An 11,928-nucleotide genomic window follows, 5' to 3' on the forward strand; every position below is an offset into this window, starting at 1 on the left:
TCAGTCTATCTGCACACTAGAACCATCCGCACACTGGAACGCGCAGGATTGTCGGGACCGTTATCACTATTTTCTCACTATCCGGCTCTATATTCGGCCCACCACATGACGTGAATCACGTTATTCGACGCCGACAGACGTTTTTCCGAATGTTGCGGTGCGCATTCTTCCCCCGCCCGAGCGCGACCTGTTGCGTCCGGTTCGAAGCTGCAATCACCGAAGGAGTTTGAATGGACGCAACGCGTTCGGTCCTGCTCGCCTCTAATTACGAGGCATGGCCAGAGGCCTTCAACGGGCAGGCATATGCATTGCTCAACGTGGTCCGCAGCCTGGAACACGCGCAGCTGCTGTGCCCTCCCGCAGCCGATTACACCCGCGGACGCGGCGTCAATCCTGGCGTGTCGTATCTGCTCAACGAGCTCAAACATCGCGGCATCTCTGCGCTGCAGCGGCTGAACGGGCGGCCTGCGCTCTCCAACGCACAGCCCCGGGTTGTCGAACAGGACTACGACCTGTTCTTCTACGTGTGCCAGTTTCCCAGGGAATTGAGCACACTTAGACGCATCAAGGGATGGCGCGAGCGCTGCCGCAGCCGCGTGGTGTATCTGCTGGAAACCTGGCCGGAATTGCTGGAATCGCAGAAGGCGGAGTTGAAACTGCTGGATCAGTTCGACCATGTGTTCGTGCTCAATGCCGGTTGCGTCGATGCGCTGCGCCGCTACACCAGCACACCGGTGTCGTTTCTGGCCAGCGCCTGCGACACCCTGCTGGCAACGCCGTGGCCGCGGCCACCGCAGCGCTGCATCGACGTGGTCAGCATCGGCCGGCGTATGCCGCAGGTACACGCGCAATGGCTTGCGCATGCACAGGCCAACCCCGATTTTTTCTATCTGCACGATGTGCTGCGCGGTGGCGCGGTGCAGGACTGGGCTGCGCATCGGCTGCAATCGGCAGCCATGATCAAGCGCGCCAAGTTCTTCATGGCGCACGACTTCGTGGTCGACACACAGGGATTCTTCAAGGGCGTGAAAAAACAGGCGCTGGCAACGCGCTACTTCGAAGGGGCCGCCGGGGGCGCGGTGATACTCGGCTCCGCACAGGCATGCCCGGAATTTGCCCAGCACTTCGATTGGGAAGACGCGGTGATCGAGCTGCCGGCCGATGGCGAGGAAGTCGGCCTCTTCCTGCGCGATCTGGAGCAGCAGCCCGACCGACTGGAGCGTGCCAGACTGCACAACACCGTGCAGTGCCTGCGACGGCACGACTGGGCACACCGATGGGCGCAAATTCTGCAGACGCTGCAGTTGCCGCGCCCGCCACTGATGGCCGAGCGCTTTGCCATGCTCGACAACCTGGCCACGATGGCCGAACAGACTGCCTGCCCACCGGCGATCGCGCTGAGTATGACCGCCTAGCGCTGCATCGCACTGCACCGAGATCACCGGCGCATCAGTTCAAGGATCAGCAATGAAAGCAGTCATCCTGGCCGGCGGCCTGGGAACGCGCATTTCCGAAGAAACCACCATCCGCCCCAAACCCATGGTGGAGATCGGCGGCAAGCCGATCCTCTGGCACATCATGAAGATCTACGCACACCACGGCATCCAGGATTTCATCGTCTGTCTTGGCTACCGCGGTGAGGTGATCAAGGATTTCTTCATGAATTACCACATGCGCGAATCCGACGTCACCTGCGATCTCGCCAGCAACACCATCACCTTGCACAACACCCGAGCCGAGCCTTGGCGCGTGACACTGGTCGATACCGGCGCTCAGACCATGACCGGGGGCCGGTTGCGCCGCGTGCGCGAGCATCTGCGAGACGAGGCGGCGTTCTGCATGACCTATGGCGATGGCGTGGCCGACGTGGACATCACGGCCGCCATCGCACTGCACCAGCGCGAAGGCCGCATGGCCACGGTCACCGCAGTACAACCGCCGGGCCGCTTTGGTGCCTTGCGCGTGGAAGGCGAGCAGGTCACCGGATTTCGTGAGAAGCCGCTGGATGGCGATGGCCTGATCAACGGCGGTTTCTTCGTGCTCGACCCGCGCGTGATCGATGTGATCGACGGCGATGCCACCGTGTGGGAGAACAGCCCACTGGAAACGCTGGTCGACCGCGACGAACTGAGCGTGTATCGCCACGACGGCTTCTGGCAGCCGATGGACACGCTGCGCGACCGCAATCATCTCGAAACCCTCTGGTCATCCAATCGCGCGCCCTGGCGCGTGTGGGAGTAAAGACATGCGCATTCTGATCACCGGCAACATGGGCTACATCGGCCCGGTCGTGGCCGCGCATCTGCGACAACGCTATCCGCAGGCCTGGTTGGTGGGGCTGGATCGCGGCTGGTTCGCGCATTGTCTGTCCGACCCGCGTCGCCTGCCGGAAGTGGTGCTGGACCAGCAATGGTTCGGCGACGTGCGCGATCTCACCGCGCAACAATTGCAGGGCTTCGACGCAGTGGTGCACCTGGCGGCGATTTCCAACGATGCGATGGGCAAGCGTTTCGAACTGGTCACCGATGCGATCAACTGCCGCGCCAGCGTGGCGGTGGCGCAGGCGGCCGCGCAGGCCGGCGTGGGCCATTTCGTGTTCGCTTCCAGCTGCAGTGTGTACGGCGCCGCCGCCGATGGCACGCCACGTTCGGAAACCAGCGCCATCGCACCGCTGACAGCGTATGCGCATTCCAAGATCGATACCGAACGTGCGCTGGCGCAGCTGGACACCGACATGGTGATCACCTGCCTGCGGTTCGCCACCGCCTGCGGTGCCTCGCCGCGCCTGCGGCTGGATCTGGTGCTCAACGATTTCGTTGCAGGCGCGGTGGCCAACGGCACCGTGGAAGTCCTGTCGGATGGCTCGCCATGGCGGCCGTTGATCCATGTGCGCGACATGGCCCGCGCCATCGACTGGGCACTGAGCCGCGCGCCAGCGGCAGGCGGGCAGTTCCTGTTTGTCAATGCCGGCTCGGAGCGCTGGAACGTGCAGATCCGCGATCTCGCCCATGCGGTCGGTGTGGCGATTCCCACTGCGCATGTCGCGATTTCCACCAGCGCACCCAGCGACAACCGTTCCTACCGCGTGGACTTCTCCTTGTTCGAACGCCTGGCGCCGGAACACCAACCGCAGGAAACCCTGCGCTCCACCATCACCGAGCTGCGCGACGACCTGCAGCGCGCCGGATTCCGTGATGGCGACTTCCGTCAGGGTTCGGACTTCATTCGTCTGCGCATCCTGCAGCACTTGGTCGATACAGGAACCCTGGCACCGGATCTGAGGGTGGCTGCATGATCTTCCACCCCACCCCACTGGCCGGTGCGTTCGTGATCGAGCCCGAACAACGCGGCGATGCGCGCGGCTGGTTCGCACGCGTGTTCTGCACCCAGGAGATGGCGCAGGCGGGCCTGGTCGATCAGTTCGTGCAGGTCAACAACTCGTTCAATGCGCACGCCGGCACCTTGCGCGGCATGCATTATCAGTTGCCGCCTGCCGCAGAGGTCAAGATCGTGCGCTGCATTCGCGGTGCGCTCTGGGATGCGATCGTGGACCTGCGCCCGGATTCGCCCACCTATCTGCAGTGGTACGGCACCGAATTGAACGCGGACAATCGGCTGGCGCTGTACGTGCCGCGCGGCTTTGCGCATGGCTTCATTACCTTGCAGCCGCAAACCGAGGCGCTCTATTTCGCCAGTGCGATGTACACGCCGCAGGCCGAGCGTGGCTTGCGCTGGAACGATCCACACCTGGGCGTGCAGTGGCCACTCGAACCCCAGCTGGTGTCCGACAAGGATGCGGCTTGGCCGGATTTCGACGAACAACAGCACGGCATTCCCACCCATGCCGGACTCACTCAGCGGGAGCGCCCATGAATATCGATCGTCTGTTGCAGGCGCGTGCCGCCGAAGGCCGCCCATTGCGTGTTGGCCTGTACGGCGCCGGCTTCATGGCGCGCGGCATCGTCAACCAGATCGCGCACTCGGTGCCGGGCATGCTGGTATCGGTGATCTGCAATCGCAGCGTGGACAAGGCGCTGGAAGCCTACCGCCAGGCCGGCCAGCACGCACGCGTGGTGGATGGGGCCAGCGAGTTGAAGCGCCAGATCGCCGCCGGCATTCCGGCTGTGACGGACGATCCCGCACTGCTGTACGAATGCGATGCGCTGGATTGCCTGATCGATGCCACCGGCGCCATCGACTATGGCGCACGCATCAGCCTGGGCGCCATCGCCCATGGCCGCCATATGGTCACGATGAATGCCGAACTCGACGGTACTGTCGGCCCGCTGCTCAAGCGCAGGGCCGATGCCGCCGGGGTGATCTTTAGCGCCTGCGATGGCGACCAGCCCGGTGTGCAGATGAACCTGTACCGGTTCGTGCGCTCGATCGGTTTGACGCCGCTGCTGTGCGGCAACATCAAGGGCCTGCAGGACCCGTATCGCACACCGGCGACACAGGCCGGTTTCGCGGCGCGTTGGGGCCAGGACCCGCACATGGTCACCAGCTTTGCCGACGGAACCAAGATCAGCTTCGAGCAGGCGATCGTGGCCAATGGCACCGGCATGTCGATCCTGCAACGCGGCATGACCGGCTACGAGCATCGCGCACATGTCGACGAGCTGACCCGGCGCTACGACATCGAGGCTTTGCGTGCGGTGGGCGGCGCGGTGGATTACGTGGTCGGCGCCCTGCCCTCGCCCGGCGTGTTCGTACTGGCCAGCCACGACGATGCCAGGCAGCAGCACTACCTCAATCTCTACAAGCTCGGCGAAGGCCCGCTGTACAGCTTCTACACGCCGTATCATCTCTGCCACTTCGAAGTACCGCTGTCGGTGGCGCGGGTGGTGCTGCTGGGCGATGCGGTGCTGCAACCGCTGGGTGCGCCGCTGGTGGAAGTGATCGCCACCGCCAAGCGCGACCTGACCACCGGCGAAACCATCGACGGACTCGGTGGCTACATGAGCTACGGCCAGTGCGAGCGCGCCGATGTCACTGCAAACACGGGGCTGTTGCCGATGGGCGTGGCGGAAGGCTGCGTGCTCCGCCATGCGGTGCCCAAGGACCAAGTGCTGACCTACGACGATGTGCAATTGCCGGCCAACCGCCTGATCGATCGTCTGCGTACCGAGCAGGCCAGTGTCTTCGCCGACGCTGCGGAACTGGCCGCCTGAGCGCAGACATCGGCCTGCGTCCGCGTGCCGATGTCACAGCCGATGGCCGCCCTGCCTGCCCGCCCAACCATCCGCGTCCTGCAGGCCGGGCGTGCGCTGGCCGCCACGATGGTGGTGCTCAGCCACAGCGTGCTGCCTACCAACCACCTGGTGCAGCGGTTACCGGCATGGCTGGCTGCGGCGCTGGCGCACGGCTATCTGGGCGTGGATTTCTTCTTCGTGCTGTCGGGCTTCATCATCTACTACGTCAACCATGCCAGTGCGGGCACGCCGGGCTGGAGCCGCGACTACGCCAGCAGCCGTATCAGCCGCATCTATCTGCCGTACTGGCCGGTTGGTGGTGCGTTGGCGCTGGCCTATACGCTGCGGCCCGCCCTGGACGATGGCGACATGGGCTGGTCATGGTTTGCCACGCTGAGCCTGCTGCCGGTCGAAGGGCAATCCGCGTTGGGCGTGGCCTGGACGCTGAGTTACGAGTTGATGTTCTACGCGCTGGCGTGGCTGTTCTTTCGTAGCGGGCATCCGCTGCGCTGCGCACTGCTGTGGGCAAGCGTGACGCTGCTGCACGCGGCACTTGGCGCGCCGTTCGCGCAGCCGGTGGAAGTTTCCTGGCGCGCGTTGCTGCTGCATCCCATCACGCTGGAATTCGTCTTCGGCATGCTGGCGGCACGCGCGGTGTTGAGCGCTGCGCCATGGTCGGCGTGGGTCGGTGGTGTGGTCGCGCTCATCGCGTCCGCGAGCTTCGTGCTCGACGGGATGCAGCGCGTGCATTCACCGTTGTTCGGGCTGGCGATCGCCGGCGCGTTGACCTGCTTGGTGCGCGCGGAATGGCGCGGCTGGTTGCGTATCGGCCCGACGCTGCTGTTGCTCGGCGATGCATCGTATGCGATCTACCTGGTGCATATGCCGCTGATGTCGCTGGTGGCGCGCACCACGCGCCGGATGGGGCCGCTGGCCACCTGGCCGGTGAACCTGTTGCTCAGCGTGGGCGCTGCGCTATCGCTAGGCGTGGTCTATCACCTGTGCTACGAGCGCATCGCGTTGCGGCAGGCGCGCCGGGCGCTGGCACGCCGCACTACCCGGTGATGTTCTGACAGCGAAGCCGTTCATGGATCGACGCATGCGGCGGGCTAAGCTGGCCAGCGCCTGCGGCAAGGCCTGACCTCGGCCACCAGCCTGCGCGAGCGCCCGCGAGGGCGAGCAGTGTACCGACCGATGCCACATCGCCTGGCACCGTATGACCTGTGCGCAGCGATGCCTGACACAGTGCGCCGCTCGGCGTTTCGGCAGCGTTGACCAGCACCACACGGATGGGCGACAGAGGTATGGACGTGGTTAGCGGGTGCCATGCAACATGCTGTCGGTGCGAGCCATCTTTTCGGAGGACATTTGATGCCGTTGTTTCCGCTGTTCGCAAACCTGCAAGGGCGCGCCGTGCTGGTCATCGGCGGTGGCGAGGTCGCCACGCGCAAGGTGCTGGCGCTGCTCAAGGCCGGTGCGCATATCCGGCTGTACGCGCACGCGCTCTCGCCCGAACTGGCGGAACTGATGCAGGCCGGCCGTTTCGAACAACTGGGCGGCGAGTTCGATCCTGCCTGGATCGACGACGTGTGGCTGGTGGTCGCGGCCACCGACGATGGCGAGTTGAATCAACGCGTCGCCGCTGCCGCCGGTGCGCGCCAGCGCCTGGTCAACGTGGTGGACGATGCGGAGTTGTCGACCTATCAGGTGCCGGCGATCGTGGATCGCGACCCGCTGGTCATCGCCATTTCCTCTGCGGGCGCGGCACCGATGCTGGCACGCCGGCTGCGCGAACGGCTGGAACGCGAACTGGATGTCTCGGTCGGCCGCTTCGCCGGCATGTTCGCGCGTCACCGCGAGCGTATCCGTAGCCAGTTTCCCGACATGAACCGGCGCCGGCGCTGGTTCGATCGCGTCATCGACGGCGACGTGCCGCTGCTGCTGCAGGCCGGCAACGACGACGCAGCCGAAAGCGCATTCATCGCTGCACTGGACGATACCGGGGCGGTGCCGGCGCGCGGCAGCGTGCAACTGGTCGGCACCGGCCCGGGCGATCCCGGCCTGCTCACCATCAAGGCGCTGCGTGCGATGAATCTGGCCGATGTCCTGCTGATCGGCGACCACATCCCCGGTGCAGTGCTGGAACTGGCAAGGCGCGATGCATCCCGCCGCGCCTTGCCGCAGGAGGCCGACGCACAACAGCATCTGTTGCTGGAACTGGCCGCAGCAGGCCTGCACGTGGTCGCGTTGCACAGCGGCGCCGGCTACAACGATGCCGATGCTGCGGCAATCGAAGCGGCGCTGCAGGCCCGTGGCCTGGCCTGCGATCGCGTGCCCGGCATTGCTGCGCGTCTTGAAATCGACGCATGAGTGGTGCGCGTGTGCATCCGCAGCGAACTCAGCTTTTCGGAAAACGCTTGCGTGCGCTATCGCGCACATCAACATCGAAGGTCACCTGCAACGTCGTCTGTTCGGCATGGCCAGCACCGGTACCGAAGCTGAAGCGCAATCCCTCGCGGCTGGGCAATTGCCGTGCATGTTCTTCCAGCGCATCGCGCGGCACCGACAACTGCCAATGCTCGGCAGCGCAATTGCAGGCCGCATCACCGTCGCTCAGGCTGACGCTGTGGCGCAGCAGTCGCGCGCCTTCCCCGCTCGGCAAGCGGCTCAGATTCTCGACGGTGCGCCCGGCAAGCAACTCGGCCAATTCGGCTTCGTCGATGCGCAAACGCAGCTGCTGGCTTTCAATCTGGATTTTCATGAATGAGCTGACTCCACTGCTCGGGTGTATTGCAATTGACGAACGCGGTGCGTTCGCTGGCGGTGACAGCCACGCGATGGCATTGCAGCGCAGCCTGCAGGGCGCGCAGCGAGCGTGACGAACCGGGGCCGGCCATCAGCGCAGTGAGAGCCTCGCGCACAACGCCATCCACGTACAGACGCATCGGCAGCATCTGGTCTTCAAAGGTAACGCAGCGCCGATGTGGTGGCGCCAGCAGCCGATCCAGCAATGGCCCGGACAGCAACGGCATGTCGACCGGCACCACCACCAGTGTCGTTGCATCGGCCACCCGATCGATCGCGCTGGCCAGCCCTCCGAGCGGCCCCAGATCCGGCTGCGCGTCGGCAATCCCGGCGTAGTCCGGGCGATCGCCGCTGATCACCACCTTGTGCGCGCCGGCATCGCGCAATAGCGCCTGCATGTGCTCCAGCAATGAACGTCCGCGCCACGGCAGCAGCGCCTTGTCCTGCCCCATCCGCGAGGAACGGCCACCGGCTAGCACCACGCCCGTCCATACAGGCCTCGCGCTCATGCCGCCTGCTCGCCGGCACGGCATCGCACTACGTGCGAGTGCAGGCTCATGGCGCGATCGCCGGTGCGGCCGGCTGCAGATGGCCCAGCCCGAACACCTGCGCAGTCGTATCGGGCGCGGCGCCATCGTCCTGCGGTTCCAGTACCGCCCATACATTGGCCTGCAACAATGGCGCCACGCGGAACGACTCCTGCTGCGGCAGAATCTGCACGCAAAGCACTCCAGCAGCGCTACAGGTCAACCGCGCGCGCAGGTGCTGCCGCCACAGCGGTCGCGCAGGCATCGGCGTTTGCAACGCAACCTGCAAGCCGCGCTCGGCCGGCATGCCAAGCAACCGGCGTAGCGCCGGCTCCACGAAAAAACGCAGCCCGGCAGCGCTGGCCATCGGATTGCCCGGTAAACCGATGTACAGCGCGCCGTCTGCAAAGCGCGCCAGCAACACCGGCTTGCCCGGCCGCACCGCGACCTTGTGGAACAACACCGCCGCGCCGTGCCGTGCCAAGGCATCCGGTATGAAATCGTAACGACCAAGCGACACCGCACCGGTGCTCAGAATCACCTCGGCGTCCGCGCCTCGCGCCTGCGCAAGCGCCCGGTCGAAGTCGGCATCGGCATCGCCCACCTGTCCCTGCCAGACCACTTCGGCCCCGGCTGCACGCAACTGGCTGAGCAGATAGCCGCTGGTGCCATCGCGAATCTGTCCAGGCCGCAAAGGCTGCGCCGGATCGCCGATCAATTCGCGGCCGGTCGCAATCAGGGCCACACGCGGACGCCGCACCACCTGCACACGCGCACAGCCCAGCCCTGCCAACAGCATCAGGTGCGCGGCGCGCAGCACGGTACTGGCCTCGATCACGCGATCGTGCAAGGCCACATCTTCTCCGCGTCGACGGATATGCTGACCGCAACGAATACTGGCACGCAGACGGATGCGGCTGGGTCGCGGTCCATCATGCGCCAGCACGTCCACCTGCTCGATAGGCACCACTGCATCGGCGCCCGGAGGCAAACCGGCACCGGTCATGACTTCCCAAGCGTTACCTGCCGGGATGCCACTCACATCTTCGCCTGCGGCAACGCTGCCAGCGACCACATGTTCGCTACCGGCAATCGCACCACAGCCGGCAGTGGCCAGCGCAAAACCATCCATCGCGCTGTTGTCGAAAGCCGGCAGCTCCGCCGGACTCGACAACGTCTGCGAAAGCACACGTCCTTCGGCATCGGTACTGTCCACCCACTCGCCGGCAAGCGCGGCGACCTGCTGACGGACAATCGCAAGTGCGTCGGCGTAGCTGATCATGAACAAGGCACGGTCGACCGATGGATGACCTGGCTAGGATACCGGCGCCCGGCGCGGCTGGTACAGGCGTGGCGATTGCGACATCAGGGCGTCCAATCCCGTGCATGGCCTCGTCTCACGCACCGCGCACATCGCTTGAAGCCGCTAGAACGCCTTGCCCACACGGCATCTCGCACAGTGGACGCAGTTCTCCACGGTCTCTGTGCCGCGTGCAACTCGTCGACCTTGTGGGCTGGCTCGCCAGTGCCGTCTTTATTGCCACCTTGATCCGCCAGATCTACAAGCAATGGCGCTCGGATGCGGCACAGGGCGTTTCGCGCTGGCTGTTCATCGGCCAGATCAGCGCTTCGGTGTTGTTTATCCTCTACAGCTATTTGGTCGGCAATGCGGTGTTTATCGTCAGCAATGTATTGATCCTGCTGACCGCCCTCACCGGGCATGTGCTGCACCGGATCAAGCAGCGTCGGATGGAGCTCAGGCGGGCAGTATCGGCTAGCCCTGCCGCGTCATTCGGCGCTTTTCTTCGCCAGCTTGCGCGGCTTGGCGGTTCCGATTGACTTGCTGGCGTCAGGGCGCGTTGCGGCCTTCTTCGCCGCGGTCCTGGTCGTTTTCTTGGTCGTGGACTTGCGCACCGGGGCTGCCTTTGCCACGGGCTGCTTTCGCGGCCTGGGCACGGCCTTGGCCTGCGTTGCTGGTTCCGCTACCGCCTCCGGCACACGCACGCGGATCCAGGTCGGCGCATGATCGCTGGCCTTTTCCAGTGCGCGTACCCACTTGTCCACACCGGCATCCTGCAGCCCGGGCGCCAGGGTGCGATTGAGCAGCAGGTGGTCGATGCGCAAACCGCGATCGCGCGCAAAATGCTGGCGAAAATAATCCCAAAATGTATAGATCGGCGGGTCGCCATGCACTGCAAACAGGCTGTCTGTCCAGCCCTGTTCGAGCAGGGTCTGGTACGCCTGGCGACTCTCAGGCTGCAGCAACGCATCCCTGCGCCAGCCCTTGGGATCGTAGATGTCGGCATCGGTGGGCACCACGTTGAAATCGCCGATCAATGCTACCGGGTGCGGCAGGTCCACCAGCGTCCTGGCGTGCCGGATCAGGCGTTGAAACCACGCCAACTTGTAGTCGAACTTCGGCCCCGGCTGCGGATTGCCGTTGGGTAGATACAGGCAGGCCACCACCACCCCGTGAATTGCAGCTTCCAGGTAGCGGCTCTGCGTATCGCCGCGGTCCCACGGCAGCCCACGACGGATTTCCACCGGATCGGCGCCGCGCGCCAGCAATGCCACGCCATTCCACGACTTCTCGCCCTGCCAGATCACGCCGTACCCGGCATCGCGGATCGCCTGTTCCGGAAAGGCGTCCTGCGTGGCCTTCAGTTCCTGCAAGCCGACGATGTCCGGTCGCTCGCGCTGCAACCAGTCCAGCAGATGCGGCAGCCGACTATTGATGCCATTGACGTTGAATGTCGCGATCTTGCGGGTGGTGGTGGACATGGGCGAGCGACCTGGCGAGGCATAAGGCGATAGCATCGCCGCCATGGCATTAAGCAGATGCTCAAGCAGGGTGAAGCTCCGCTGCCTACTGGCGTACGAACTCACGGCTTGCACACCACCCGTCGCCGGCGATCGCACGCGATAGCCCGCGTTCTGGACTGCCCAGGTATGCACCCGCTGTTCGCGCGGTTACCTCACTGGAAACGCGTCACTACTGCGATCCGGTCGACTAAGACCTGGCGAAATGCGCGCTCTACAGCGGCAATGCCGATCGCGCCAACCGACCGACAGCAGCATTGCCGCGCCGGCTTGCTGCCAGTTGCTACGGACCATGCCCAACCGAGCGCCGGCCGGTGTTACCTGCCGTAGCGCCCGCGCATCGAGGTTGCCGGATCAGGCGCCGGGATCCGCAGGTCCCAATTGATTGGCCGACAGGATTTCGTCGATCCGTTTGACGATTTGCGCAGCCTGTTCCTGCGAGTCGGCGGCGGCAGTGATCTTCTCTGCACGTGCATGGAATACATCCCAGAAATCGTCTGGATGCTGACGACGAATATCAGGCAATGCATCGGCGAGTTGTTTCAGTTGCGCATCGATATCAGGTGTCATTGAGGATCTCCTTG

General features: G+C 64.7%; 12 protein-coding genes and 1 pseudogene. 8 read left to right on the forward strand and 5 right to left on the reverse strand.

Features of this window, described 5'->3' with window-relative positions:
• Positions 1–230: 230 nt before the first annotated feature.
• The 7 genes from FHT08_RS18745 to FHT08_RS18775 all read left to right on the forward strand — a co-directional run bounded on the left by FHT08_RS18745 (position 231) and on the right by FHT08_RS18775 (position 7,562).
• Complete coding sequence (locus tag FHT08_RS18745; RefSeq protein WP_166776333.1) at positions 231–1,415, forward strand: glycosyltransferase; 1,185 nt, start codon at positions 231–233, stop codon at positions 1,413–1,415.
• 52 nt (positions 1,416–1,467) lie between these two features.
• Positions 1,468–2,241: a glucose-1-phosphate cytidylyltransferase gene (gene rfbF, locus FHT08_RS18750; protein ID WP_104537391.1), complete on the forward strand. Its 774-nt coding sequence runs from the start codon at positions 1,468–1,470 to the stop codon at positions 2,239–2,241.
• A 4-nt stretch (positions 2,242–2,245) separates the two neighbouring features.
• Entirely contained in the window at positions 2,246–3,295 is a 1,050-nt protein-coding gene (locus FHT08_RS18755) for an SDR family oxidoreductase (RefSeq protein WP_166776335.1), read from the forward strand.
• Positions 3,292–3,873 carry a dTDP-4-dehydrorhamnose 3,5-epimerase gene (rfbC, locus tag FHT08_RS18760; protein ID WP_166776337.1) on the forward strand — a complete coding sequence of 194 codons (582 nt, stop codon included), beginning with the start codon at positions 3,292–3,294 and terminating at the stop codon, positions 3,871–3,873. Before FHT08_RS18755 ends, rfbC begins: the two co-directional genes overlap by 4 nt.
• Positions 3,870–5,171 (forward strand): NAD(P)-dependent oxidoreductase, encoded by a 1,302-nt coding sequence (locus FHT08_RS18765; RefSeq protein WP_104606611.1) that lies wholly within the window; start codon positions 3,870–3,872, stop codon positions 5,169–5,171. Before rfbC ends, FHT08_RS18765 begins: the two co-directional genes overlap by 4 nt.
• Before the next feature lie 42 nt (positions 5,172–5,213).
• On the forward strand, positions 5,214–6,257 hold the full coding sequence (locus FHT08_RS18770) for an acyltransferase (protein WP_104606612.1): 1,044 nt from the start codon (positions 5,214–5,216) through the stop codon (positions 6,255–6,257).
• A 306-nt stretch (positions 6,258–6,563) separates the two neighbouring features.
• The gene (locus FHT08_RS18775; RefSeq protein WP_166776339.1) at positions 6,564–7,562 is read left to right on the forward strand and encodes an NAD(P)-dependent oxidoreductase; all 999 of its coding nucleotides are present in this window, start codon (positions 6,564–6,566) and stop codon (positions 7,560–7,562) included.
• A gap of 28 nt (positions 7,563–7,590) precedes the next feature.
• On the opposite strand, the gene FHT08_RS18780 is transcribed toward FHT08_RS18775, so the two are convergent.
• From FHT08_RS18780 to FHT08_RS18790, 3 genes are read right to left on the reverse strand one after another with little or no spacing between them, the layout of a single operon-like run.
• Positions 7,591–7,953, reverse strand: coding sequence for a hypothetical protein (locus FHT08_RS18780; protein ID WP_166776341.1), 363 nt, complete (start codon positions 7,951–7,953; stop codon positions 7,591–7,593).
• On the reverse strand, positions 7,937–8,506 hold the full coding sequence (locus FHT08_RS18785) for a molybdenum cofactor guanylyltransferase (RefSeq protein ID WP_166776342.1): 570 nt from the start codon (positions 8,504–8,506) through the stop codon (positions 7,937–7,939). The genes FHT08_RS18780 and FHT08_RS18785 overlap by 17 nt, the downstream gene beginning before the upstream one ends.
• A 46-nt stretch (positions 8,507–8,552) precedes the next feature.
• On the reverse strand, positions 8,553–9,806 hold the full coding sequence (locus tag FHT08_RS18790; protein WP_166776344.1) for a molybdopterin molybdotransferase MoeA: 1,254 nt from the start codon (positions 9,804–9,806) through the stop codon (positions 8,553–8,555).
• A 209-nt stretch (positions 9,807–10,015) separates the two neighbouring features.
• Here FHT08_RS18790 and FHT08_RS18795 point away from each other — a divergent pair.
• Positions 10,016–10,279: pseudogene (locus tag FHT08_RS18795) on the forward strand (hypothetical protein); the annotation flags it as partial.
• A 33-nt stretch (positions 10,280–10,312) separates the two neighbouring features.
• Here the strand turns inward: FHT08_RS18795 and xth are convergent.
• Together xth and FHT08_RS18805 are read right to left on the reverse strand one after the other, a co-directional pair.
• Positions 10,313–11,305, reverse strand: a complete 993-nt coding sequence (gene xth / locus FHT08_RS18800) for an exodeoxyribonuclease III (RefSeq protein ID WP_166776347.1) — start codon at positions 11,303–11,305, stop codon at positions 10,313–10,315.
• 393 nt (positions 11,306–11,698) lie between these two features.
• Complete coding sequence (locus FHT08_RS18805) at positions 11,699–11,914, reverse strand: hypothetical protein (RefSeq protein ID WP_104533412.1); 216 nt, start codon at positions 11,912–11,914, stop codon at positions 11,699–11,701.
• Positions 11,915–11,928: the final 14 nt, after the last annotated feature.

The organism is Xanthomonas sp. CFBP 8151 (genome assembly GCF_011761885.1).
GTDB lineage: Bacteria > Pseudomonadota > Gammaproteobacteria > Xanthomonadales > Xanthomonadaceae > Xanthomonas > Xanthomonas arboricola_B.